The organism is Azospirillum sp. (assembly GCF_050789165.1).
Genome location: NZ_JBOZRT010000165.1, coordinates 1 through 25,541, shown reverse-complemented (window position 1 = coordinate 25,541; position 25,541 = coordinate 1). Strand labels below are relative to the sequence as shown.

General features: G+C 64.5%; 15 protein-coding genes and 3 pseudogenes. 16 read left to right on the top strand and 2 right to left on the bottom strand.

Translation table 11 applies throughout. The features are described from left to right. From ACRWK7_RS35325 to ACRWK7_RS35270, 12 genes and pseudogenes are all read left to right on the top strand, one after another. Window positions 1-455: flagellin (locus ACRWK7_RS35325; RefSeq protein WP_431862555.1), on the top strand; the 455-nt coding region annotated here is incomplete at its 5' end. 239 nt (window positions 456-694) lie between these two features. Beyond that, on the top strand, window positions 695-2,413 hold the full coding sequence (locus ACRWK7_RS35320; protein ID WP_431862553.1) for an FAD-dependent oxidoreductase: 1,719 nt from the start codon (window positions 695-697) through the stop codon (window positions 2,411-2,413). A gap of 77 nt (window positions 2,414-2,490) precedes the next feature. Further along, window positions 2,491-2,986 (top strand): annotated as a pseudogene (locus ACRWK7_RS35315) (IS5/IS1182 family transposase); the annotation flags it as partial. 284 nt (window positions 2,987-3,270) lie between these two features. After that, the gene (locus tag ACRWK7_RS35310; protein WP_431862557.1) at window positions 3,271-4,224 is read left to right on the top strand and encodes an NAD-dependent epimerase/dehydratase family protein; all 954 of its coding nucleotides are present in this window, start codon (window positions 3,271-3,273) and stop codon (window positions 4,222-4,224) included. A 21-nt stretch (window positions 4,225-4,245) separates the two neighbouring features. Beyond that, a complete protein-coding gene (locus ACRWK7_RS35305) occupies window positions 4,246-5,193 on the top strand; it encodes a hypothetical protein (protein WP_431862551.1) in 948 nt (315 codons plus the stop codon). A gap of 25 nt (window positions 5,194-5,218) precedes the next feature. Further along, complete coding sequence (locus ACRWK7_RS35300; RefSeq protein ID WP_431862549.1) at window positions 5,219-6,013, top strand: transketolase; 795 nt, start codon at window positions 5,219-5,221, stop codon at window positions 6,011-6,013. Then, window positions 6,010-6,900: a transketolase family protein gene (locus ACRWK7_RS35295; RefSeq protein ID WP_431862548.1), complete on the top strand. Its 891-nt coding sequence runs from the start codon at window positions 6,010-6,012 to the stop codon at window positions 6,898-6,900. Before ACRWK7_RS35300 ends, ACRWK7_RS35295 begins: the two co-directional genes overlap by 4 nt. Continuing rightward, window positions 6,893-7,945 (top strand): NAD-dependent epimerase/dehydratase family protein, encoded by a 1,053-nt coding sequence (locus ACRWK7_RS35290; protein ID WP_431862546.1) that lies wholly within the window; start codon window positions 6,893-6,895, stop codon window positions 7,943-7,945. Before ACRWK7_RS35295 ends, ACRWK7_RS35290 begins: the two co-directional genes overlap by 8 nt. A 250-nt stretch (window positions 7,946-8,195) precedes the next feature. Beyond that, entirely contained in the window at window positions 8,196-9,041 is an 846-nt protein-coding gene (locus ACRWK7_RS35285) for a glycosyltransferase (protein ID WP_431862544.1), read from the top strand. Window positions 9,042-9,143: 102 nt separating this feature from the next. Then, a pseudogene (locus ACRWK7_RS35280) lies at window positions 9,144-9,571 on the top strand (transposase); the annotation flags it as partial. 669 nt (window positions 9,572-10,240) lie between these two features. Further along, window positions 10,241-13,087, top strand: a complete 2,847-nt coding sequence (locus ACRWK7_RS35275) for a hypothetical protein (protein ID WP_431862543.1) — start codon at window positions 10,241-10,243, stop codon at window positions 13,085-13,087. A 13-nt stretch (window positions 13,088-13,100) separates the two neighbouring features. Then, window positions 13,101-15,527 carry a hypothetical protein gene (locus tag ACRWK7_RS35270; protein WP_431862541.1) on the top strand — a complete coding sequence of 809 codons (2,427 nt, stop codon included), beginning with the start codon at window positions 13,101-13,103 and terminating at the stop codon, window positions 15,525-15,527. 84 nt (window positions 15,528-15,611) lie between these two features. Here ACRWK7_RS35270 and ACRWK7_RS35265 read toward each other — a convergent pair whose 3' ends face one another. Together ACRWK7_RS35265 and ACRWK7_RS35260 are read right to left on the bottom strand one after the other, a co-directional pair. Beyond that, entirely contained in the window at window positions 15,612-17,558 is a 1,947-nt protein-coding gene (locus ACRWK7_RS35265; RefSeq protein ID WP_431862539.1) for a peptidoglycan-binding protein, read from the bottom strand. A gap of 29 nt (window positions 17,559-17,587) precedes the next feature. Continuing rightward, entirely contained in the window at window positions 17,588-18,637 is a 1,050-nt protein-coding gene (locus ACRWK7_RS35260; RefSeq protein ID WP_431862537.1) for a hypothetical protein, read from the bottom strand. 213 nt (window positions 18,638-18,850) lie between these two features. Between ACRWK7_RS35260 and ACRWK7_RS35255 the strand changes: the two genes are divergently transcribed. The 4 genes and pseudogenes from ACRWK7_RS35255 to ACRWK7_RS35240 form a co-directional block, all read left to right on the top strand. Further along, on the top strand, window positions 18,851-22,390 hold the full coding sequence (locus tag ACRWK7_RS35255) for a S8 family serine peptidase (protein WP_431862535.1): 3,540 nt from the start codon (window positions 18,851-18,853) through the stop codon (window positions 22,388-22,390). Between the two features lie 11 nt (window positions 22,391-22,401). Next, the gene (locus ACRWK7_RS35250) at window positions 22,402-23,904 is read left to right on the top strand and encodes a hypothetical protein (protein ID WP_431862534.1); all 1,503 of its coding nucleotides are present in this window, start codon (window positions 22,402-22,404) and stop codon (window positions 23,902-23,904) included. Next, the gene (locus ACRWK7_RS35245; RefSeq protein ID WP_431862532.1) at window positions 23,901-24,770 is read left to right on the top strand and encodes a hypothetical protein; all 870 of its coding nucleotides are present in this window, start codon (window positions 23,901-23,903) and stop codon (window positions 24,768-24,770) included. The genes ACRWK7_RS35250 and ACRWK7_RS35245 overlap by 4 nt, the downstream gene beginning before the upstream one ends. A 183-nt stretch (window positions 24,771-24,953) precedes the next feature. Further along, window positions 24,954-25,403, top strand: a pseudogene (locus ACRWK7_RS35240) (DDE-type integrase/transposase/recombinase); the annotation flags it as partial. Window positions 25,404-25,541: the final 138 nt, after the last annotated feature.

Below are 25,541 nucleotides of genomic sequence, written 5' to 3'. Positions count from 1 at the left end.
TCCAGAACTACATCTCGAACGCCAAGTTCAACGGCATGAACCTGTTGAGCGGCGGCAAGACCAACATCTCGGTGATCGCCAACACCGATGGCACGCAGTACACCGTGGGTGGCAGCGGCGTGTCGCTGTCCTCGGCCGTCGTCTCGGCGTTCACCTCGGTGGGCAGCGCGGCCTCGGCGGTGGTGCTGCTGACCGGCGCCTTCGCGACGGCCGAGCAGAAGACCGGCGACGTGCTGAACACGCTGGGCGCCGACTCCCGCCGCCTGGACGCGCAGATCAAGTTCAACGCGTCCATGCAGGACGCCCTGACCACCAGCCTGGGCGCCATCGTGGACGCCGACCTGGCCAAGGAGAGCGCCAACCTGCAGGCGCTGCAGATCAAGCAGCAGCTGGGCGCGCAGACCCTCGGCATCGCCAACCAGGCCCCGCAGATCCTGCAGAGCCTGTTCCGGTAAACGTTGCGAAACCGGCGCCGCCCGTCGAGACGCGGGCGGCGCCGATGTCTTTGTGCAGGGGGCCGGCCAAGGGGCATGCGGCTGGTTAGGCGGGCTGCGTTACGCCGGTCGCGACGGGGGCGCCGACGGCGATACCGCCAACGCAGCTTTGCCGCGGCGAACTCTTTCGCCTAGGAATCGGGCAAAACCCCAACCGAATTTGGGGATTTACACGCTCCCTCCAGCCAGCGGCGGTGTCCATGCTGCTCGATGCCCGCACCCTTGAAGAGAAGGCCGTTCTCGATTGCGATGTCTGCATCGTCGGGGCCGGCGCCGCCGGCTTCGCGATCGCGTGCGAACTGGCCGGCGGCCCGTTGACGGTGCTGCTGATCGAGGCCGGCGGCGCCAGCTTCCGCGCCGCCGAACAGGACCCGCTGCAGGGAAGCGTGGCGCCATCCTCGCCGCACGCGCCGGCGCACCTGTACCGCCGGCACGGGCTGGGCGGCGCCACCGCCGTCTGGGGGGGGCGCTGCGTGCCCATGGACCCCATCGACTTCGAGGCGCGGCCCTATGTCCCTCACAGCGGATGGCCGGTGGGGTGGGACGATGTGGCGCCGTTCTACCGGCGGGCGCACGATTACCTGCGCAGCGGCGCCTGCGCCTACACCGTGCCGGAGGCGCTGGGCGCCGACGCGCCGGAGACCATCCCCGGCTTCCGCAGCGACGTCATCGACACCGACCGCATCGAGCGGTTCAGTGAGCCCACGGATTTCGCCAAGGCCTACCTGCCGCGGCTGCGGCACGCCTCCAACGTCCGCATCCTGGTGCACGCCCACTGCCTGCGGGTGGAGACGGCGGAGTCCGGCGCGGTGACCGCGCTGGCCTGCGCCAGCGAACCACAGCGGCATTTCGCGGTGCGGCCGCGCTTTACGGTGGTCGCGGCGGGCGGCCTGGAGGCGACACGGCTGCTGCTGGCGTCGGACCGCAGCCGGCGCGGCGGGCTCGGCAACGAGTCCGGCCGGCTCGGGCGCTTCTACATGTGTCACATCGAGAACACGCTGGGCCGGCTGTGCCTGATGCCGCAGGCGCGTCCGGCGGTGGTCGATTTCGAGCGCACCGCCGACGGTGTCTATGTCCGGCGCAAGTTCTGCCTGAACGCCGACGCGCAGCGCCGTCATGGCCTGATGAACGCGACGTTCCGGCTGCACTTCCCGTTCATCTCCAACCCGGCGCACCGCAACGGCATCCTGTCCGCGGTGTACCTGGCGAAGGACTGCGTGTTGCCCGAATACCGACGCAAGCTCGCCACCATCGAGCGCTCGCAGCGCGACCGCATGGTGCAGGACTGGCGGTTCTGGGCGGCGCACGTCGGCAACGTCGCGCGCGACACGGTTCCGGTCGGCCTGTTCGGTGCCGACTGGGTGCGCCGGCGCATCCTGCCGCGGCGCAAGCTGCCCCACGTGGTGGTGCGCAACCGGAACGGCGTCTATCCGCTGGACTTCAACATGGAGCAGGTGCCCAACCCCGACAGCCGTGTCGCGCTGGGGGCGGACACCGACGCCTTCGGCGTGCCGCGCCTGCACATCGACTGGCGGATGACCGAACAGGACATCGATAGCATCCTGCGCACCTTCCGTGTGCTGCGACAGACCTTCGCGCAGTCCGGCTGCGCCAAGCTCGATTTCGACGAGCCGTCGCTGGAGGCGCAGGCGCGCGATTCGACGCCGATCGGCGGCCACCACATGGGCACCACGCGCATGGCGGCCTCGCCGCGGGACGGCGTGGTGGACGCGAATTGTGAGGTGTTCGGCGCGCCGGGGCTGTTCATCGCCGGCAGCGCCGTGTTCCCGACCTGCGGTCACGCCAACCCGACGTTGACCATCGTGGCGTTGGCGGTGCGTCTGGCCGACCACCTGAAGATGCGGGCGCGGGGAGAGCAGGCCGCGGATCATGCGAACCCGGGCCAGCTGGCGGCGTAGGGAACGCCTCCGGCCGTCATGAATGGGGGCAGTGCCGCACGGGCGTTGTGTTGAATCGCCGGACGCCCTCTCCTTAGGAAAAGCATGGCGGCACAACGCATCAGAGTTGGAGATAACTTCATCTGGTCGAGCCATTGGGCGACGCCTCCCCGGCCGCCCAATGGCTCGACCAGATGAGCGCCCGATCGGCGCCGCCCAGGCGGACGGCGCGTACGATGGCGAGGCCGTCTATCGGGCCATTGCCGAGGGTGCACCGGACGCCGAGGTGATCATCCCGGCGAGCGCCACCGCGGTCATGAGCGCCACGGCCGACAGGGCTCCTACCCAGCACGACCGTTACATTCAGGTGGTCGCCGAGCGTGGTCGCCGAGCGTGGTCGGCTGGGCTGGCCGCGGGCGGTCCACTACGGACGTCGCTCCCTGGTCGAGGTGGCGATGTTCTGGTACAAGCATCTGATCGGGCGCAGCCTGCGCGCCGGGAGTCTGCCTGCCCAGAAGGTCGAGACCGCCGTTGGCTGGAAAGTCATGAGCGTCATGACCAGCACTCGACATGCCGGTTTTCCGCAAGGTCGCTTGGTCACCAGTGCAGCAGGGCGGAACCCGTCAGTACGCCGAGTTATGCACCAAAGTCTAACCAGTTGAGTTTCTGGATTTACGCCTGATCTGCAATCGCCCAAAACGGCCAAAGTCGAATTAAGGAAATGTTAGAATTTTCCGACCAGGGTGCATTGTTGCGCACTGTAATGCCTCAGGCGTCCGTTCTCGGCCGGTTGGTACTCAGGTAACGGGGCTATCGGATAAAACACCGGGATCATACGCCGTCAATCGACTGTGACGCGGCAGCTCAATCTTCTCATAATGAGAAGAACGGGGGGTAATATGGCTCTAAGAGTTCTGATAACTGGTGGCGCTGGATACAAGGGGATCAAGATAGCTGAGGCCCTTCTTAGGCGCGGTTTTCAAGTAACCATATTCGATATTTTTCATTTTGGCTATAATCAAATCATTCATCTTGTGTCTCACCCGAACCTGACGGTCGTCCGGGGTGACATCCGGAATGATATGTCGAATATTCTGTCCAAGCACGACATCGTCATTCACTTGGCTGGCATCAGCGGCTTTCCGGCCTGCGTATCCAACCCCGGTGTTGCCATGGCCGTGAACGTCACCGCGACGGCCGAGATGGTCCGGGCCATGTCCAGGGACCAGTTGCTGCTGTTTGCCTCGACGACCGCCATGTATGAAATGGCGCCGAACATCGAGGTCGACGAAAGTCTGGAGCTTTCTCCGTCCGGTATGTACACCCGGACCAAGAAGGAAGCAGAGATCATCATCCACAATGAACACCCGAACAGCATCTCGCTGCGGGTGGCAACGGTGATGGGGCTCTCGCCGAGAATGCGCACCAACCTGCTCGTCAACGACTTCGTGTGGCGGGCGGTCAGCGATCGAAGCCTTGTGCTCTACCACGCGACCGCCAAGCGCACCTTCATTCATATCGACGACTGCGTCCGGGGTTACCTGTTTGCGCTCGACCATCGGGACCAGATGTCCGGAGGCATCTACAATCTCGGCAGCAGCGATCTGAACTACAGCAAGATCGACATCGCGAACGCGATCAAGAAGCACGTCGAGTGCGACGTCATCGAAAGCGTACTGCCGGACAAGGATGTTCGGAACTTCACGGTTTCGTTCAAAAAAATTCGCGACCTTGGGTTCGACTGCGAGATCAGCCTTGAGAGCACGATCGAGGAATTGATAAAGCTGTATCGGTTCTACCGGCCGTCGACCGATGAGAGCTTAATCTTCTAGCGAGCAAGGATGGCTGGCCCAATGGCAACGTCAGCGCAGAGCACGCGCCGTCTGGACCCCGCCGACTTCGTGGCGGCTTTCGGGGAGCATCCCAACGGCTACGTGTCCGGACGGATCCGCGATTACGGCCTGGAGTATCGGCCGCTCGATCTTCGGGAGCGTGACCGCGCCATCCGGAGGATGGTTGATGTCCTGATCAGTCAGGACCTTATCCGCGCGGGCGCGGACAGGCATCCGCAATGGGAGGCCGGCTGGGGTGCGAATTTCCAGCAGCTTTCGCATTCCTTCGACTACGGATCCCTCGTCCCCGGCTATTTTGGCAAGTACAACGTGCTGCGCTGGTGCCAGGATCTGATCGAGCCGATAAGCCAGAATTTCGAGTACAACAGCTTCGCAGTGATCCAGGACTGGCTGTTCGACAAGTATCTGCGCGACGTTGACACGATCTGCGAGTTCGGCTGCGGGACCGGCCACAATCTGTTTCGGGCGCGGGCGGTCAACGGCCATGCGGCGTTGTGGGGCGCGGATTGGACCGGGGCGTCCCAGAACATTCTGAATCAGATCCGGCAGGCCGGCATCGACGGCAACATCCACGGTCATCGCTTCGATTTCTTTGCGCCGGACCAGGAGTTCCGCCTGGCGCCCGGGGCGGCCGTATACACTGTGGCGGCCCTGGAACAGACCGGCGACCGTTTTGAGGGGTTCCTTTCGTACCTGCTCGACAACAAGCCCTCGGTGTGCATCCACATTGAGCCGATCGCCGAGCTGCTCGACCCGGAGAACCTCCTCGATTTCCTGTCGATCAACTATTTCCGGCGCCGCAACTACCTGAACGGCTTCCTCGACCGCCTCAGGGAACTGGAGCGGGACGGGCGGATCCACATCCGCATGGCGCGCCGCACCATGATCGGCAGCCTGTTCATCGAAGGATACTCCGTCGTCGTCTGGACCCCCGCGGGCTCCAACTGAGCGCGGGAAAAAGGTGAGAAGGCCAATGTCCATGCAAACAGAGCAGAAAGCTCCCGGTCTGGGCCGGCTCAGGCGCCGCGTCATCGAGACCGCGGCGCGGGCCGGGGAAGGCCACATCCCGAGCGCGCTGTCGGTCCTCGACATCCTCTGGGTGCTGTACGACCGGATCCTGCGCGTGGATCCGCTCGCCCCGTTGGCGCCGGAGCGTGACCGGTTCGTGCTCAGCAAGGGGCATGCCTCGCTGGGGCTCTACGTCGTCCTGGCGGAGAAGGGCTTCATTCCGGCCGAGGCGCTCGACGGCTTCTGCACCTACGACGGCATCCTCGGCGGGCACCCGGACTGCACCAAGGTCCCCGGTGTCGAGGTTTCCGCCGGCTCCCTCGGGCATGGCCTGCCGATGGCCGTCGGCATGGCCCTGGGGGCGCGGATCTCCGGGCGTCCCTTCCAGGTGTTCTGCCTGGTCGGCGACGGCGAAAGCAACGAGGGCAGCATCTGGGAAGCGGCGCTGCTCGCCGCGCACCACCGGCTGTCGAACCTGTGCTGCATCGTCGACTACAACCATTCGACCGACCGCGCGCTGGCGCTCGGCGACGTGGCCGCCAAGTTCCAGGCGTTCGGCTGGTCGGCGGTGACGGTCGACGGCCACGACCACGAGGCTCTGCATGCGGCGCTGAACGCACCTCCCACGGACAAGCCGCGCTGCGTCGTCGCCAACACGGTGAAGGGCTACGGCTGCCCACCGATGGAAAACCAGCCGGCGTGGCACCACCGTGGGCCGACCGCCGCCGAACTCCCCGATCTCTTGAGTGCCGTATCATGAGCATGCGCAAGCAATTCGTGGAGTCGGTGCTGCGCGTTCTGCGGATGGACGACCGTGTCGTGCTGCTGCTGGGCGACATCGGGGTCTTCGGGTTCCGCGACGCGTTCCGCGACTTTCCCGATCGGGTCTACAACATCGGCATCCTGGAACAGGCCACCGTCGGCGTGGCAGCGGGTCTCGCCAAAGCCGGGCTGATTCCCATCGTCCATACCATCGCGCCGTTTTTGACGGAGCGCTGCCTGGAGCAGATCAAGATCGATTTCGGCTACCAGCGCTTGCGCGGAAGCTTCGTGACGGTCGGTGCGTCCTATGATTATGCCCAGCTCGGCTGCACCCATCATTGTCCGGGGGACGTCCAGGTTCTGTCGTCGATCCCCGGCATGAAGATCGTCCTTCCCGGCTGCGCTGCTGAGTTCGACCAGCTCTTCATGCAGAACCACGCGGCGGACGGCCCGACGTACTATCGGCTAAGTGATTTCGGAAATTCCCGAGCGGTCTCGACGGCGGCTCCCGGCCAGCCGGAGGTGCTGAAGACGGGGAGCCTCGCGACCGTCGTCGCGGTCGGCACCACCCTCGACGCGGTGCTGGAGGCGACCGAGGGCCTGGACGTCGCCGTCCTCTACTACAACGTCGTCAGTCCGTTCGACGGCGAGGCGCTCCGCCGGCACGCCCGTTCGCCGAACATCCTGCTGTGCGAGCCCTATTATCGTGGCGGTCTGGCCGCCGACATCACCGACGCCATGTGGCCCCAGCCGATCCGCCTGCTCAGCGTCGGCGTGCCGCGCCGCTTCCTGACGAACTATGGGAACGTCAAGGAGCACGACGCGGCCAACGGCCTGACGGCGCCCGCCATCCGCACGGAACTGGAGCGACTGATCAATGCCTGACCTTGGCGACCTCATTCTCGAGGATTGCGACCGCATCGTCGAGCGGGTTGACCTTGCCGGCCTCCGCGACCAGTCCATTCTGATCACCGGTGCCTCGGGGCTGCTCGGGCTCCATATGATCGGCTGCTTCAAGCGCCTCGCCCAGAAGACCGGCCGCCCCGTCCAGGTCGCCGCGGTGACACGGTCAGGAATTCCCGACCATCTCGCCAGCCTTTTCCGATTCCCTGGGCTCAGCTTGTGGCGGGGTGACATCGCCGACACTGCGTTCGTGGCGTCGCTTCCCGCGGCCGGTTGCGTGATCCACGCCGCGGGCTACGGCCAGCCGGGAAAGTTCCTGGAAAACCCCGTCACGACAATCCGCATCAACACGACGGCGACCGCTTCACTGCTGGAAAAGGTGGTGCCCGGCGGCAAGGCGCTGTTCGTGAGTTCGTCGGAGATCTACAGCGGCTCGACGAGAACCCCGCATCGGGAAACGGACATCGGCACGACCGACCCGATGCATCCACGGGCGTGCTACATCGAAGGCAAACGATGCGGCGAGGCGATCTGTTACGCGTTCCGTCAGCGCGGATGCGACGTGAAGGCGGCCCGACTCGCCTTGGCGTATGGGTCCGGAACCGGCCCCACAGACCAGCGGGTCTTGAACAGCCTGATCCGCAAGGCGCTGCTCGACGGGCGCATCGCCCTGCTTGACCAGGGGCGAGCCATCCGGACGTACTGCCATGTGACCGATGCCGTCGAACTGCTGCTTCGCATCCTGCTGTCGGGACGCGAACCGGTTTACAACGTCGGCGGCCATTCAACAGTCACCATTCTGGAACTGGCGCAAGCCATTGGCCGCATTACCGGTGTGGCGGTGACCGTTCCCGAGCAGGAGCAGGAACTGGCCGGAGCGCCGGCGGACGTCGCGCTCGACCTGTCCCGTGTCCGCGACGAGTTCGGCAAAAATGATTTTGTCTCGCTCGAATCGGGCTTGGAACACACGATCGCTTGGCAGCGGGAGCTTTACCGCACCCTCGGGCTACTCGCTGGCACCGGATGATCGAGCGCTCCATTCCCTTAGGGTTGATCGCGATTGGACCGCATTACTCATTCTGCCGGGCACTGGGTCTTGGTGAGGATAGGGAGTGTTGTAAAATCCACATCCTCCCGAAAGGGGCAAGATGCACCCGCCGGGTGAAACCTACGCAATGCCAAATTTTGAGGGCCGTTGATTCTTAAGGATTGATATCCCTGGCCAGTGTTTACAAGCCGGCCGATGAATAGGGTGGGAATTATCTGGAGGTTGAGTGATGAGCGGATTTGTTTTTGATCGCGATCGGAATCTGTCCACCGAACCTCCGGCGATCTCCGTGATTTGCATAAACAAAAATCATGGGGATTATATAGAAGATACGATATTCTCCGTTCTTAATCAAAAATTCGACGACTTTGAGTTCATTATTTCCGACGGCGGATCGACCGATAATTCGCTTGAGATCATTGGGAAGTACAAATTCATCACGCTGATGACCGGCAAGGACGGCTCGCGCGGCGAAGGACTGTACCGGGCGTTGATGGCGGCGCGCGGTCGCTACGTCATGATCACGACCTCGACGGACGGGTATCTGTCGAGGACTTGGCTTCAGAGTGTCTCGAAGATTCTTGATGAAGATCCTAAGGTTTCTCTTGTGTTCGGCGCTAGCGTTGGAATGAACAGCGACGGATCCCTCGGATTCATGACATTTCCTTCCGCTCACGACACGCCGCAGATGGAGCAACGGGTTTATAGCTGGATCATGAACGGCCTGGATGTGTCGTATCTTCCTGAGCTCAATTATTGCATCCGTCGAGATATTTTGATAAAACTGTTCGAACCAAGCGAAGAATTCCCTGAACTTAACGAAATCGATCCGGTATTGCGCGTTCACTTCGAGTTTAATCGGCTTGGATATTTGCCGCGATATTTGCCTGTTCTGGCAAATTATGGGCGCAGCCATCATGACCAGGAACAATTATCAGATTCTTATCGCCGTCAAGTCGCTGTCTATGAGACTGCGTGGAAGAAATATCGTGCCGATGTCATGGCTGGACGCCAAATCCATCTTCTGCGCGATGGAAAAGGGCAGCCTTTTGCGAGGGTCGTGGTCAACTCCTGATGGGCGTTCGGGGTTGCCAGGTTGGTGAGTGGGAGCTGCGCGTGGCAGTTTGCTGGCCATGGACCTTGGCGCATAAATCGGAGGGAGATTGGCTTCGGCAGGATGGCGGGGCGGGAAAGCGGCCCCGCTGGAGTCAAGAGCCCGACACCGAACAAGGCCGATGAGAGCCGTCAACACAAGATCCCGCGTGCCCGTTACCGGGTGGAGAACTGGCCGGCCTACGACGCAGTGCTGCGTCGGCGTGGCGACCTGAGGATCTGGGTGACACCCGAGGCGCTCGCCGCGTGGACACCAGCCACGGGACGGCGTGGCCGGCCGACGCCCTATTCGGACATCGTTATCGAGGCGGGGCTGGCTGCGCTTGGCCTTCGGGCGACGGTGGCGGCAGATCGAAGGCTTGCCCGGCTCGCTCAAGCGCCTACTCGGCCTGAGCCTGCCGGTTCCGGATCACACGACTTTTTCCCCGCCGCAGTGCCCATCCGGCAGTCGCGTCGGTGCTGACGAGGACGAACGGGCCGGTCACCGTGGTCGGCGCGCCGGTGGGCTGTAGCCAAGGGCGCTGTGGGCGCGCCGTTTTGCAGGCGGCGCGCCAGTGCTCGACGAGTAGTCATTGTCGAGTGTGATAATTTATTCTTCAGTATGATGATTCATGTTCCGTTGATACAACTGTTTGGTGACAAAAAACTCTGAACGTAATCCGCCGCTAACACATTGATCTTTGATAGGCCACCAAGGCCATAAATCGTTGAAAGTTTGCACCTGACCGTCGGAAGAGGTGGTGCGTGGAGACGTTGCGTTACAACAATGTTTGCGCATATCGGCATTTTGCACGAGCCGGAAGGCCCGAAGCGTGCCCCGACATCGCCGCCCTGGGTCACGTCTCCACCCTTGGTGTAGAAGGTGTGGGGCACGACCCCGATAGTTGGGTTCGCTGGCCTCAGCCCCTGACGGCGAGTTGGAAAGAGCCTCGGGCATTCCCCACTCTGGCAAGAGATATAAGGATGGCTGTTGCCGAGTTAAGGCAATTACCTCGTCGGGTATGCAAGCCCTTTGCGGCTTCGCATCAATAAGCCTGCCATTGTGCTCGTTGCATACTATAGTATTCACCCGCCGCTGCACAGGAGACGCCATTTATCTTCCGGCGGGCATTGCGAATTGCTACTTTGGCATATCTCTTGGCGTTTGTGAGGGAGCAGTCCATGGATGGCGAAACGCGGGCAGATGGGGTTGTGATCGATCTCACCAAACGGCTGGATGTTCGAGAGCTGAAAGATAAGAGTGAATTAATCCAGCAACAGGCGCTTGCCAGCCTTGCGAATCTCATCACGCGCCGTTTGGTGGAGCTCGAATCCATGGGTATGGCTTCGCCATCTCCAGAAGATATCGATGCGGACGGCAGCAATATACTGTTTGATCGGCGCCATGACACTATCATTATCCATGGTAGCCGTGGAAGCGGTAAGACAACCTTCATTCGCAATGCATTTCGACTGTTTCGCAAGGATCAAGTATTCAATGAATCAATTGGAAGGAAGATTGCGCCGCTCGGCGTGGTTGACCCAACGCTCATAGAAAACAAAGAAAATCTTTTTGTCGTCGTCCTGAACAAGATCAAGCGGGCGGTGGAAAGAAAGCGTCAGGCATATGGCGACTGGAAACCGTCTGGCGACGATTTTAATGTTTGGCAGGAGAAGTTGCGGAGCCTTGCGCAGGGGCTTTCGCTGCTGGACCAAATCGGCCCGGACAAGGCACTGGGCGACTCATGGGACGACGTCCAGTATGTGCTGCGCAAGGGCTTGGAGAAAGCAAGCGCAGGCTCTGACTTGGAAACCAAATTTCATGAGTTCATCGATTGCAGCCTTGCCTACTTGGGCAAGCAGGCGTTCCTAATGGCGCTGGATGACATCGACACCGACTTCCGGCGGGGTTGGCCGGTTCTGGAGATGCTGCGCCGCTATCTCACCTCACCCCGCTTCATCATCGTGCTTTCCGGCGACTTGGACCTCTACACACTGCTCGTACGCGGCAAGCAGTGGGATCAGTTTTCCAAGCGCCAGCTGCACCATGACACGAGTCAGGAGAAGGGCCTCCTCGAGATGGTGAACCACCTCCAGGGCCAGTACATGCTCAAGGTCCTGCCGCCCAAGAATCGCATCCCGCTGCTGACGCTGGATTCCATGGATGATGTGCGGGTAATTCCTCCCGATGGGGGCGCGCCGGAGCCGCTCGACCGCTACATGCGTACGCTGGTGCGCCAAGGTTTGGGAATGCGCGGCAGCATTCGGCGCCGGACGACGGCGCTGCTCCTGCGCCAGCCGGTGCGCACCGTTCTGCAACTGCTGTCGCATTTCCGGGTGCCGCCAGCGGGCGCAATGGGAGGATATCGGGCGCCGTGGCACGATTTGGTCAACGGCCTTCCGTCGATCTTCCTCGACTCGCTGCTGCGCCACAATACGTCCCTGGACGAACTGCGGCAGGCGACCGGCAGCCGAACGGTCGGCTTCGTCGCCAAGTTTCTTACCGAGAATGAGTTGTGGGACAACGCTCACAATCTCGTTCCGGAGCATACTGATGACGACCGAAACTTGGTGCTTATCACGATTAGCGCCTGGTTGCGGGGGCAATGCCTGGACCGTCCGGGCTTGGCTCTGGACTACATGCTGCGGATCTGCTTCGGGCATGAACTGTTGAGCAACCGCCTGCAGGGGCTCACCGTTGTCAACTTCAACGATGACGACGAGCCGCTGGAACTGAGTGAGTTCGTCCGCTTCACAGAACTGGAGCGCTATGGATCGAGCGTCGAGGTCGTGCGCCGCCTTATCGCCGTCATCAATGGCGACGAGGTGTCCGGAATCCGTCTGGGCACGGTGCAGACTTACAAGCGGGATGCGAGACTTCGCAGCGACACTGTGGCACTCATGTACGGTCGCAGCATTCCGGACGATGGCATCACTTTCACCACCTATGCGCCGGCGGAGGGCAGCCCCCTGCTGTCGTTCTACAAGGCAATGCGGAGCCGGTTCGAGGACGAGAGCTTCGGCGAAACTCCGGTTCTCATCGGTAACTGGTACAACACAATCGACAGCCTGCAGGCCCGCCTGACCTCGGAGATGATGAAGGCGCTGACCGGCCTTCCCGTCTGCCGCATCCTTAAGCCCAACGGCGAGCGGCCGACCTTCGTCTCGGTTCACAGCATCATCGCCGGCATATCCGAATTGCTGCGGCGTTCGCGGTCCGGCGGCGACGACGAGGTCGTGCGCGCGCTCCGGGACGCTTGCCTCATACGGGCTTACCCAACGCCACCCTGGATCTCCAAGACACCCAACGATCCCACCATCTGGCAGCCGGAAGAGCGTGACCCCTACGACGATGACGCGGAGATGGAGTCGATCATCGGCGACCCGCTGTTCCAACGCATGATGCAGTGGATCAAGCAGCAACCCGAGACGCTGCCAGTGCCTCCGCCCTACGTGCTGGCGCGCGTGTGGGGCCGCTTCTATTTCTCCCTTGCTGCGATCGACGAAGAGATCGAGAGGAAGGACCGCTTCCTTGGCGGCCTCCTGCATCGGCAGATCGTTGCGTTTCTCAACTCCCTTCTGGTCGAGGAACTTAGATACCTGAGGAACGACAAGGTCATCCTCAAGAATCCGATTACCGTGGATAACATCTTCGTATCCAATATGCAGTTTGCAGAGGATGCTCCTTTCTTCAATTTTATCTTCGGATGCCCTCTCTGGTCTGCCTACCTGGATCCGGAGAGCGAGGCAGGGAAGCGGCAGTGCCGCTACGCTTTCCTTGAGGACAAACCGGCCGCCCTGTCGGTGATGTACGACGTGCGTCAGATCAGCCGGCACGAGTCGAGGTTGGACCTGGAGGAGGGCCGGCGGCGTGTTCTGGTTTCTTTTGCGAACCTGTACCCGTTGCTCAATTCCGTTCCAGTCGTCGGGGTGGCGGTGAAGGCCGACTCTGATCAGGGAGTGCAGCCGGCCCGGCGCAGCCGACGGCGGATAAAAGGCGTGACACGGGACGAACCGAAGCCGGATTGATCGGAGGCGGCCCATGCAGACCCGCGTGATCCGGCAGCTGTTCAAGGACAGCGTGACGCTGCAAGACTATCTTTCGGGGACGATGCCGTCGGCAGGGACGGTGAAGCGGCGTGCGCTTGTGCTGGAGCGGACGATCGACCATCGGCTTCCCGACCACGTTTACCGTAATTGGCGCGACGGGCTGATCGGCGATCACACGGAGATCTGGCCCATCCTGCGAAGCGCGCTAGATCTGTACGCCGAACGTTACGTACGGTTCTGCCGGGATCGCACTTTCATCGAATTCCATCGGTTTGGCGACTGGCAGCATGAGCTCGCCCGCCTGTCGCCTCTGCCCATCATCGCCTATGCGATCTACCGGCAGTTCCGCTCCCCTGGGCCGGATGTCATGCGGATCGACGGGTACGCGCAACGACACCTTCGCCAGTTCCAGCACACGGTCCTGATCACCCCGATGTGCCAGCCAGTCGATGATCTGATCGCGCGCAAAGGGTTATACGAGACGCATCTGCACCTCAATGGCAGCACCGAGGTCGACAAGATCTGGCAGGACGCCTTGTCGAGCGTCGATGCGTTCGCGGCAAAGCTCGAGGACGCCCTACCCGAAGGAGATCCCGGTTCCGGCAGTTCGGCCGAAATGGTTCTTGAACTGTATGACCAGCTCGGCATGCGCAGCAGAGCGGCCGATGTGCCGCGGCAGCTGCTGCTGGCACGCCGCCTCAGGCTGGCCATGGCGCTACAGGTCTTCAAGCGCCCCGGTGTACGCCCCTCCCGGAGTCTACCAGCAATGCTGGCTGCGCTCACCTCGATGGACTTCGAGGAAGGCGTCGGCACCTACCGGCATCCGATCGAGACAAACATTGGGAACGTTGTGCAGGGGCGTTTGGCGCAGGAAATCCTCTTGCTCATTCTCGTTTATGAGCGTCTGGACCGCGGGGGTGACGATCAGCTAGCCCGGGCTCTGCACGTCTATCTGCTCGTCCTCAACGCAACCTTCGTGCCCTTGTGCGTCCAGCAGGCAGAACAGTTCGGGTTCGAGCAATTCCAGAAATTCACCTTCAATGGCATTCGCTGGCTTTCCGAGGCGGACTATACGGCGCGTTTCCATCAGCTTGCCCACACGGCGACGGCCGACATCGCGTTCATTGAAGGCCGGTTTGCGCCGCCCGTCGATCTTGACGGCTTGAAGGCGTCCATCCGCACCATCCTCAGCGGCTATTACCGTTACCTGCGCGAGTCGAAGATTCTGGAGACGGCGCCGGAGGACATTGACCTGACGTCCGGAGAGGACGCCCCCCGCCCCCGGCGCATGGACCTGCGGCTGACCGTGCATTTCATCAAGCAGAACGAACTGGCCCGCCTCGATCCGGCTGCCGGCTGCCGCTTCAGCCGGCTGCGGCTGGACATTGAACGCCGCTGGCAGCACTTACGTCTTGCCCTTGATGAGCTGCCGCAGGTCCGCCATTACCTGACTGGCATCGACGCGGCTGCCAACGAACTACACACGCCACCTGAGGTGTTCGCACCGCTCTACCGGGCTGCGCGCCGGGCGGGGCTCGTCCACTTCACATATCATGTGGGCGAGGACTTCGAGCACCTGATTACCGGCATCCGTGCCGTGTACGAGGCAGTGACGTTTCTGGGCTTGCGCGATGGCAACCGCCTGGGTCACGGCACCGCCGTTGGGATCGCGCCGGAAATCTGGCTCGAGCGGGTACCTGCCAAGCTTCGTCTGCGGCGCGGCGACCGGCTGGACGATCTGGTGTTCGCCTACCGCTTGCTGCTCGATGAGCCCCTGGCCACCGGCGTTCTGGGGCGGTTACAGGACGAGATCCAGCGCTTGGCCCGGGCGGTCTATCGGGAAGAGCTGGATTGTTATGTCCTGTGGACCGCCTGGACGTTGCGCCACTACGATCCGCTACGCCTCGCAGACACCGAACAGTCGCTGTGGTGGAGCCCGGTTGACGATCAGACCGAGGAGTGGCGGCTGCTTCGCGAGGAGCGAGAAAAGACGCGAGCCGCATACGATGTGTTCCGCCGCTACCATCAGCCCGACGTGGTCGAGCGGAGCCGCGTCTTCGAGCAGGAAAGTGCCGACATCCTTAGCGCGGTCCTGCTGCGCCTCCTACAGGAACGTGTTCTCCAGGAGATCACGCGCCGCCGTGTCGTTATCGAGACGCTGCCCACTAGCAACGTGCGGATTTCCTTTTACAAGGATTTTTCCGAGCATCACGTGCTCCGCTGGCTCGGCCTCAGGGGTGACGGGCATCGGCCGTCAGTCAGCGTCGGGAGCGACGACCCTGGAATTTTCGCGTGCAGCCTCCGCGGCGAGTTCATGCACCTCTACCGCGAGATCCTCAAGCAGACGGGAAGTGAGCAGGAGGCGCTCGCTCGCCTTGAGCACTTGAACGAGGTGGGCCGGATTTACCGCTTCACATAGCGGGCCTCAATGGCCTGCCTGCCTTGGCTAACGCCACCTGAACACCCCAGGATTCTGCATACTCACGCCTGGTGACCCTGGGCGTCACAGCTGAGTCAGCGCCACGAACTCCCGGTTCTTGTAGCCTCGGTTCTTCCGGGCGACCCGCTCGACCGAACTGCCGTCGCCGGTGTTGCCTTCGATCGTGTCGAACGTCTCGCCGGCAATGCACACGACGATCGCCGTGTGGCTGAAGTTGGAGCCCGTGTCTTTATTTTCGACGTAGAGCATGCCGGGGCGGACCCGGTCCAGGCGGTCGGCCGGGCTGGCCAAGCGGTCGGCGGTGATGAGACGGCGGTCCGCCTTCGCGTCCTTCCGCAGTTCCGCCACGCCGACACGCCTCCGGAACGGCATGGGCCGTCCCAGCGCGATGGCCGCCTGCTCCACCACGAAGCTCGCGAACCCCGCGCACCAGCTCAGTTCGGTTCCATCGCTCCCGTCCATGTAAAGACGCACCCAGGGTCCCCGGTTCTCCCCGCCCAATTCGCGGGCGCCGGCTTTGAGGTGCCGCTCGGCGACTTGAAGGATAGCCTGATCCAGGCCGGTGTCCGGACCGAACGGCAGAGGCTCGAAGATGCCCAGCATCGGCCGGGTCAGCGCCGCCCAGGTCGCCGCGTCGACGACGCCCGTTGCCGCCAGCCCCGCCACCTCCTGAAAGCGCTGGAGCACCGTCGCGGTGGAACGGCCGAACTCGCCGTCGATCCTCGTCTCGAAGCCATGGAAGCAACACCACTCCTGCACGCGCCGCACGCCGGCAAGGGAGCTTCCGATGCCATCGCCCTCGCGCAGCAGGCCAGGGAAGGCAAGTTCATCCTGCGCGGTGCGCGACAACGGCGACGCCGCCACCGCCAGCCGAACAGCGGCCGACACGTCGGCCGCCGCGGGAGCCGCCGGCACCATTGCTGCGGGCGTCACCGAGCCGGCCGCCGCCGCCGCGGGACCGGGGGTGGCGGGAGTCTCCGAAGCCCCGGCCGCCGAGAACACCTGCAGTTTCTGCGCCCTCAGCATGATGGCGGCGGCACCGGGCTGCCGCGTGACCGCCTCCGGGTCGAACACCCGGTCGCGCACGTATTTGCCCTTGAGATGATGGTTCGTGAAGCCCCAGAGGTAGGGTGTCGCCCGCCCAATCTTGCGGTAGCCGAAGCCATTGAAGGATTCGAACGCGTAAAGAGCCCCGGCCGGCGACCAGTCGCCCCACTGGTCGAGCTTGTCGTATTGGATCGCATCGACGGCGCTGTCGGCCCAGTCGAAGGGCGGCTGCCCGTCCTTGGGACGTCCGGGCGGGTGGTTCGTGGTCCGCGCCGAAAGCGGATCGCCGTTGCACAGGTGCGTGGAGAAGTTCAGCGATCCTTCCATGGCGTGGATGATCGCCACCACCCACCAGGGCACACCGGTCCGGTCGGAGACCGCACGGTAACGCGTCTCTCCCTTGGCGATGCGGCTGCAGATCAGGTCGATCGTCGCCGTCTTGCCGGGATCGATGACGCAGGTCTGCAGCAGCGTGTCGTATTCGGCGCGGATGTCGGCGAATTTCGTGGACGTGTCGACGACCGCCCCCCAATCGGCGGTGCCCACCGAACCGGCCGCAGCAGTCCCGGCGGCGGTCCCGGCGGCAAGGGGCGTAGAGAGCGATACGGACGCGGCGCCCGATGCGGCGTCCGCCGGTTCGCTGCGGGGCAGGCGGATCTCGGCGCCGGCTTGGCCAGCCATCTTTTGGGCGTCCCCAAGGACACCGCGCAGGCCATCGAGCAGGTGGCCGGGAACGTTCCCCTGCAGATCGGCGACCACACCCGCCAGGGTGTTGGTCAGATCGGCCAGGGCCAGCGCCTGCGCGGCGGCTGATGCTGTGACGAGATCGGTGCGGCGGTCCTTCAACTGCTCGACCTTCCGCTCCAGCGCCTGCCGCGTTGCGGGATCGCCCGTCTCGCTCAGAAGGTCGATCAATTCGTTGATCGCCCGGTTGATCAACTGCGTCCCAGTGATGTCCGGCATGCCATCCTCCCTCTCGAAAATGCCGACGATCAAACCCCCAGCTTGGCAAGAGCGCGCTTCGTCGCCTCCGCCGACAGGCGAAGGTTCATGACCCCGGTGGACACGCTCCGCGCCGTCGACAGTGCCGTCGCCGGCCGCTCGGCAGCCAGCTTCGCTTGGTGCAACGCGGCGCGGACGGCGTCGAGCGTGACGACCCATTCGGCGACGAGCACTCGGATCTTCTCACGCTCGGCGACGAGTCGTTCCTCGGTTTCGGCCTTGCGCTTGGCCTCGTCCGTTCCCTCCTTGGCGTACTGCGCCGCCGTTGTTTCGATCCGCCGGGACAGATCGTCGGTCAGCACTTCGAACATCAGCGCCGAGCCCCCGGACACCGTCACCGACTGGGGTTGGCCGTCCACCGCCGCCAGCGCTTCGCGTGCGGCGGGAGAAAGGGTGGCGGTGGAAACCGGCCGCCCGTCGCGCAGCGCGAGCAGGCACTGGTCGATGAGCCCAAAGTTCGCCGGCAGATTCTTGCGGAACGCCTCCTCCGATGCCGCCGACGCCAGGGGCTGAACGAGGGCCGAGAACACCCCGACGACGCCGGACAATGGCAGCGTGCTTCCGGTTACGACGGTCGCCAGCAGGGAAAGCTCGCCGGCGGCCCGCTCGAATTCCGCTTGGTACGGCGCCAGCGCACGGCCCTCGGCGTACGCCGCCAGGGCCTTGTTATAGGCCAGGATCGTCCGTACCAGCGCGCGCTGCGCAGCCGCGAACGGCGGGTCCGACGACTCGACCAGATACGGGGCGTCTTGCGGATCGAAGGACGCGACAGGGTAACTTCCGTCACGGCAATAGGGCTGCAAGGCCTTGGGGATATCACGCTTCTCGATCGCCGTGCGGCACCGGCTGGTCATGGCGGTGCGGCGCTCGGCCTGCGCCAGACGGTCGTGGATCGCCTCGGAGACATCCGCAACCTGTTCGAAAGCCCGAGAATAAGATAAAAATTCTTCAACTGCAGCGCCGCTTGCACACCCATGTAACGCTGCAACGATGACAACGGTACAAAAAATGCGTATTTTAACGGCAAATTCATATCGCATTGCGTCACCGTCGGTAGAGTCGTTTTTTTGATATTGTTCATGATCGGAGCATCGTTCAATATGCAGATCGTATGGGTGCAATGGTCAGGCAGAATTGCTCACATAGAGATTGTATGTATGGTGACATGAGTAACGCACAGTAGCGTATCTACCAACCACCCCAGCGTCTTACCGTTTCGCCCATGGTTCGCTGCGTGAAGGGGGGTTCCAACCATGCGTCTCCTGATCAAGGCCTCCTCGGCGGCAACGGCCCTGCGGCTCGGCGTCGCGGGGTCGCCCCTGAACCTCACGCTGCGGCCGCTGATGCCCAACGTGGACGCGGCGCGAGCGGCCGTCCTTGCGGCCGGAGCGCCGGCGGCCTGGCACGTGAGCGCCCCCTTCGCCACCACGGAGAATCCCTGGGACGTCTGCCACAGGCTGATGGGCGAGGGCCTCGGCGTCGGTCCCGGCGGCGACATCGCCTTCGTCGAGCCGGACCTCGAACAACGCTGGAGCCCGGTGTCCGACCAGGGGCTCGGCATCGGCGGCGGGCGGGAAAACCTTCCCTGCACGACCCTCAGCCAGCAGTCCAAGGATTACCCGCAGGGGACGGGCGACGGATGGTACGCCGGCCCCGAGTTTTCCGGCCTCGGCCCGGCCCGCGAGACGATCGGCGAGGTCCAGCCGGCTGTCCGCATCGCCCATCTCGATACCGGCTATTACCCGAAGCACCGCACCAAGCCGGCGCGGCTGCGAGAGGATCTCGCCCTCAACTTCGCCGATCCCGGCCCGAACGGCGAGCCGGCTCAAGGGGCCTTCGACCAGAAGACCGCCGAGGTCAATCCGATGTTCGGCCACGGCACCGCGACGCTGGCGCTGCTGGCCGGCGAAGGCTACGGCGGCGCTCGCGGCTTCGAGGTGGTGCCGCTACGCGTGGCGAACTGGGTCGTGCTGTTCTGCAACAGCGCCATCGCCGCCGCGCTCGACCATGTGCTGGCGTTGGCACGCAAGCCCAACACACGCTGCGACGTGCTCAGCATGAGCATGGGCGGCCTTGCCTCCGCGGCGTGGGCGGACGCGGTGAACGCGCTCTATGACGCCGGGGTGACGTTGGTGACGGCGGCCGGCAACAACTACGGCAACCTGCCGGTCCGCAGCGTCGTGTACCCGGCGCGTTTCAACCGCGTGCTGGCGGCTTGCGGCGTGATGGCCGATGGCCACCCCTATGCGGACCTTGCTGCCACGCTCATGGCCGGCTGCTATGGGCCGGACCGCAAGATGCGGACCGCCCTGTCGGCTTGGACGCCCAACGTGCCGTGGGCGCGCTTCGGCTGCCCGGACGCCGTGGACCAGGACGGCGGCGGCACCTCCGCCGCCACGCCGCAGATCGCGGCGGCGGCGGCGCTGTGGCTTCAGCGCCATCGCGAGGCTCTGGCCGGCTACACCGGCTGGCAGCGCGTGGAGGCCGTGCGCGACGCGCTGTTCCGCGCCGCCCGCCGGCAAGGGGACGCACCGGACGAGCGCCTTGGCCGCGGCACGCTGTGCGCCGACGCGGCGCTGGCGATCCCGCCAAAACCTTTCGCCTCACTGCAGAGCGAGAAGGAAGACAGTACGGACTTCGCCATCCTGCGCCTGCTGACCGGGCTCGGCGCGGCACCGTCGCCTCGCCAACGCATGCTGGAACTCGAGGCGTTGCAGATCTCGCAGTCATCCCAGGCGGTCGGGGAAGCGATGGCCGGGCTCGATCCGGCCGACGGGCGGCTGGCCCACCGCGCCTGGGAGCCGGTGCTGAAGGCCATCGCCGACGAGCCGCACTGCTCGCACACGCTGCGCAGCCTGATCCGCGACAAGCTCGCCGCCTCACAGGTGCCGGGTTCGACCCTGCCGGCCGCCTCCGCGTCAAAGCCCGCGGTCCCCGCCGCGGCAAACGGCGGATCCGAGGCGGATCATCCGCTGATTCCGACTCCGACGTGCCGCAAGCTCCGCGTCTTCACCCTCGATCCGAGTTTCGCCAGCCGGATGGAGACCCGCCGCGTGGCGACCAGCATGATCGAGGTCGACTGGGAGAAGAACCTGAAGCCCGGCCCGGTCGGCGAATATCTGGAGGTGGTGGACATCGATCCGGCCAGCCAGCGCGCCTACGCGCCCGTGGATCTCAACTTGCCGCAGATCCTGGCGCAGAATGGACTGGCCCCCAGCGAGGGGACGCCGCAGTTCCACCAGCAGATGGTCTACGCGGTGGCGATGCGGACCATCGGTTATTTCCGCAACGCGCTCGGCCGCGTTCCGCTCTGGGCGGAGCGGAAGGTGACGCCGGCAGGCCAGAAGCCCCAGCGCCGCTTCGTCCGCCGGCTGCGGGTCTACCCGCACGCACTGAGGGAACCGAACGCCTATTACAGCCCGGACAAGCGCACCTTGATGTTCGGCTATTTTCGCGCCGACATGCCCGGCACGATCGACGTGATGAAAGGCGGCATGATCTTTACCTGCCTCTCCCACGACGTGGTGGCGCACGAGACCACGCACGCCCTGCTCGACGGGCTGCACCCGTACTGGAAGCAGCCGACGAACCGCGATGCGCTCGCCTTCCACGAGGCTTTCGCCGACCTCGTCGCGCTGTTCCAGCACTTCACCATGCCGGACGCACTGCTTTCGGAGATCCGCCGCGTGCGGGGCCAGATGCGTTTCGCCGACATCATCGGCGGCTTGGCCCAGCAGTTCGGCGAGGCCATCGGCGGCCACACCGCGCTGCGCCGCGCCATCGGCAAAGTGCCCCACCCCACCGACTACAGCAGTGCGAAGGACGCCCATTCGCTGGGAGAGGTGCTGGTCGCCGCGGTGTTCGACGCTTGGACGCAGGTGTACGAGGATCGCACGGCCGACCTCGTGCGTCTGGCCACCAGCGGCACCGGCGTGCTGCCCGCGGGGGCCATCCCCGATGACCTGGCGCGGCGGCTGGCGGAAGAGGCGGCGAAGCTGGCCCGGCACTTCCTCAACATCTGCATCCGCGCGCTCGACTACTGCCCGCCGGTGGACCCGACCTTCGGTGAATACCTGCGCGCGGCGATCACCGCCGATGCCGATCTGGTCCGCGACGACCCGCGCGGCTACCGCGTGGCGCTGGTCGAGGGGTTCCGCAGGCGCGGGATCCTGCCGCCCGGCGTGCAGACCTGGTCGCCGGAAGCCATGGTGTGGGAAGCGCCGGAGCGCTGCGATGCGCTTACCCCGGTTGCCGAAGCGCTGGAGGGCATGACCGCCAAGTGGCACCTGAACAGTGACCGTCTCGCGGCGTGGAAGGCGTCGCGAGCGGACGCCGCCAAGCTTCACGGGGTCGTAACGGACAAGCAGCAGGTCCTGACGAATACGGAGAGGGTGGACTTGCTCCAGGCACTGGGCCTGCTTACGCCGAGGCGGGCGCACGTGGTCGGGGACACGAAGGGCACCGCCTCGGGCATCGAGGTGCATTCGGTCCGTCCGCTGCGCCGCGTCGGGCCCGACGGGGAGGTGGTCGCCGCCGTCATCGTCGAGTTGACCCAGACCTGGAAACCGGACGACGGCAGAGACGGCGTCCCCGGCGGTTGCACCCTGATCTGGGACCGGACGACACGGTCGATCCGCTACCTCGTCTTCAAGCGGGTCGGCCACGCCGCGCGGACCAACGACCAGATGACGTTCCGCCAGAACATGGCGGAGAACGGCGGCACCCGGTCCAACTACTTCCGGCCCGATCCCCACGCGCGCGAACCCTTCGCGCTGATGCATTCGGACCACTGAGGAGACGCGCCATGGCCGCTCAACCGAAAGAGGCGAAAGGGGCGCAGGCGACGGTGAAGAACGCGAAGGGCATCCGCATTCGCATGTACCGTCTGGGCATTGGGGACTGCTTCCTTCTCACCCTGCCCCGCAGCGACGGCACGCCGTTCCACATGCTGATCGACTGCGGCATCCACATGTCCGAAACGAACGGGGCGGGCCGAATCCGCACTGCGGTTCAGGATATCCTCGCGGCGACCGGCGGCACGCTCGACGTGGTGGTCGGCACGCACGAGCACTGGGACCACCTCTCCGGCTTCTACCACGCGGCGGATCTGTTCAAGGCCGGGTGCGCCCGCAGCATCTGGTGCGCCTGGACCGAGGATCAGCGTGACGCCTTCGCCAAGAGCCTGCAGAAGAACCGCGACGAGGGAGTTGCCGCACTGTGGGGCGCGGTGCGCCGGCTGCACATGGCCGAAGCTTATGGCGACCAGACCGCTGCGCACGAATCCCCGCGCAGCTGGGACGGCGTCCTCGGATTCTTCGGCGACTCTCCGGGCGTCGGCGTGAAGGCCAAGGCTGCGGCCGACGCGATGCGGGCGCTGGTGGCCTCCGGATCCGACATCGTCTACCGCTCACCCGGCGAGGCGCCCTTCGACGAGATCAGCCTGGAATGGCGGTTCTTCGTCCTCGCGCCGCCGCGCGACAAGGGCTTGCTGAAGCACGCCGATCCCCGCGCCGGCAGCGCCGAGGCTTATCCCCTGGCCGCCGACCTGCACGCGGTCCAACTGGGGGTCGTGAACCTCGCCGGGGCGGTGAGCGACGACGACGATCCGCCCTTCGCCCCGCGCTTCCAGATCCCTTTGGAAAGCACCCGCTCTCTGCCCTTCTTCCAGGAGCACTATTGGATGGATCAAGCGGCGGGGGACATTGACGCCGACCCTGACGGGGACGGCGCACAGGAGGACTCCACCCAGGACTGGCGGCGCATCGGCAACAGCTGGCTCGACGGTGCCGAAACGCTGGCCCTCCAGCTCGACAAGATCACCAACAACACCTCGCTGGTGCTGGCGCTGGAAATCGGGCCGAAGGAAGCGAAGGGCAATCCAGTCGTGCTTTTCGCCGCCGACGCACAGGTGGGCAACTGGCTCTCATGGAAGACGGTGGAGTGGCCGGACTACGCCGGGCGCTCGGTCAGCGGGCCGGATCTTCTGCGGCGGACCGTGGTCTACAAGGTCGGCCATCATGCGAGCCAGAACGCCACCCTGATGGAGGGCGGGCTGGAAGCGATGACGAACCTGCGCTTGGCCCTGATCCCGACCAGCGCCGAGATGGCCGGCAAGGTGAAGTGGGGCACTCTGCCTTGGCAGACCCTACTGGACCGGCTGACCATGGTGACGAGCGACCGGGTCCTGCGCAGCGACACCGGCCCCTCGGCGAATGCCCTCGCCACGCCGGGCGTCACGGTGGAAGCGGACCCGAAGGGCACGTACTTCGACATCACGCTTCCTCTAGACCTGAAGGTGAAGCCATGACCCGTTCGCCGGTCGCCGCTTTCCTAGGAGCCAGCCTGCTCGGTCTGTCCACGGCCGCCTTCGCGGGGGATGCTCCCGTCCCGCCGCCTGCCGCGCCGGTCCACACGACGACCGACACCTTGGCCGCCGCCCTGTCCGGCGACGCGCTGACCGCCGCCGGCACGACCGTGCTGACGCTCTTTTTTCTGGCGGTGCTTCTGGAATCAGCGCTGGCCCTTCTCTTCAACTGGCGCCCCTTCATCGAGACGTTCAACGCGCGCGCCACCCGCCCGCTGATCGCCTTTGTCGTCGCCATGATCGCAGTGCTTGCCTACAACTACGACGCCATAACGGCGCTCATGGACGCGGTGCAGAACAACAAATCCGGCTCGCCCATCAGGGTGCTGGGTCAGGTGCTGACCGCGGCGATCCTGGCGGGCGGAAGTGCGGGGGTGAACACGATGCTGGTGGCGCTCGGATTCCGCGAGGTGAAGACGCCGACAACCGTCGCCCCCAAGGTGCCGCCGGAATACGCCTGGATAGCGGTGCAGGTCACCGAGCCCACACCGTCGGCGAACGGCGGATCCGACCTTTACGTGCGCATCGGCCCGCCGGACGCGACCACGCCGACCGATGCCGCGAAGGTGCGCTTGGCCGGCATCATCGGTGCACGGAACCGGGGTCGCCGAAGCGGGCTCGGCCGCTTCTTCCTGCGCCCGATCGGCCGGTTTCCGGCCTTCGGAGGCTACACCGTGAAGGCGTCGGAAGCGTGCATGGTCGCCGTCATGAGCGCGCCGAAGGCGGATGGCTCCCAGCAAGTCCTGCGAAGCGTGTCCTTCACTCCGGCGCCCGGCGCAGTGATCGATCTGAACTTCACGATCGCCTAGTCCTACAGCGGGGATTTACCGGTTTGGGTACGGCGCTTCCAATGGCACTGGCGTGCTCGTTGCTGGTGTCGCCGTCGCCGGACGGACCAAGCGATAACGGCGACGGGTTCTGGCCGCGGCAGGCCGATCCAGGAGGCAAGCAGGCGGCGGATTTCCGGTACGGTGAGGGGCAGCAAATCGGCCGTCATCGACACCTTTGCCCGCCGGATCGTGGGCTGGCGGGTGTCGCGCACCGCTCACGCCGGCTTCGTGCTGGATGCCCTGGAGCAGGCGCTGCATGAGCGTCGGCCGGTCAAGGGCAGCGGCCTTATCCACCACTCCGATCGCGGGTCGCAATACGTGGCCATCAAGTACACCGAACGCCTCACCGAGGCCGGCGTCGAACCCTCCGTGGGCAGCGTCGGCGATTCGTACGACAACGCCTTGGCCGAGACCATCAATGGCCTCTACAAGACCGAGGTGATCCGGCGCCGCGGGCCGTGGCGCACCCTGGAAGCCGTCGAGTTCGCCACCCTGGAATGGGTGGACTGGTTCAACCACCGGCGTCTGTTCGAACCCATCGGCAACATTCCCCCCGCCGAGGCCGAAGCGCGCTACTATGTCCAAACCGAGGACGTCGCCATGGCGGCGTGACTCAACCAAACCGGCCTCCGGGAAACCCGGCGCGGTTCACTTCCGCCCAGTCGAACTGGTACGCCTCGGCGGGAGCGAAGGTCAGCGGCACGTAGGCGTCCACCGGTCCGCCCGGCGGCTGGCGCTGCTTGAAGCGTT

Coding starts and splice junctions, on each gene's coding strand:
- ACRWK7_RS35270 (WP_431862541.1), top strand. CDS start 13,101: ATGCAGACCCGCGTGATCCGGCAGCTGTTCAAGGACAGCGTGACGCTG.
- ACRWK7_RS35295 (WP_431862548.1), top strand. CDS start 6,010: ATGAGCATGCGCAAGCAATTCGTGGAGTCGGTGCTGCGCGTTCTGCGG.
- ACRWK7_RS35255 (WP_431862535.1), top strand. CDS start 18,851: ATGCGTCTCCTGATCAAGGCCTCCTCGGCGGCAACGGCCCTGCGGCTC.
- ACRWK7_RS35250 (WP_431862534.1), top strand. CDS start 22,402: ATGGCCGCTCAACCGAAAGAGGCGAAAGGGGCGCAGGCGACGGTGAAG.
- ACRWK7_RS35275 (WP_431862543.1), top strand. CDS start 10,241: ATGGATGGCGAAACGCGGGCAGATGGGGTTGTGATCGATCTCACCAAA.
- ACRWK7_RS35265 (WP_431862539.1), bottom strand. CDS start 17,558: ATGCCGGACATCACTGGGACGCAGTTGATCAACCGGGCGATCAACGAA.
- ACRWK7_RS35285 (WP_431862544.1), top strand. CDS start 8,196: ATGAGCGGATTTGTTTTTGATCGCGATCGGAATCTGTCCACCGAACCT.
- ACRWK7_RS35310 (WP_431862557.1), top strand. CDS start 3,271: ATGAGAAGAACGGGGGGTAATATGGCTCTAAGAGTTCTGATAACTGGT.
- ACRWK7_RS35300 (WP_431862549.1), top strand. CDS start 5,219: ATGTCCATGCAAACAGAGCAGAAAGCTCCCGGTCTGGGCCGGCTCAGG.
- ACRWK7_RS35320 (WP_431862553.1), top strand. CDS start 695: ATGCTGCTCGATGCCCGCACCCTTGAAGAGAAGGCCGTTCTCGATTGC.
- ACRWK7_RS35260 (WP_431862537.1), bottom strand. CDS start 18,637: ATGCGATATGAATTTGCCGTTAAAATACGCATTTTTTGTACCGTTGTC.
- ACRWK7_RS35305 (WP_431862551.1), top strand. CDS start 4,246: ATGGCAACGTCAGCGCAGAGCACGCGCCGTCTGGACCCCGCCGACTTC.
- ACRWK7_RS35290 (WP_431862546.1), top strand. CDS start 6,893: ATGCCTGACCTTGGCGACCTCATTCTCGAGGATTGCGACCGCATCGTC.
- ACRWK7_RS35245 (WP_431862532.1), top strand. CDS start 23,901: ATGACCCGTTCGCCGGTCGCCGCTTTCCTAGGAGCCAGCCTGCTCGGT.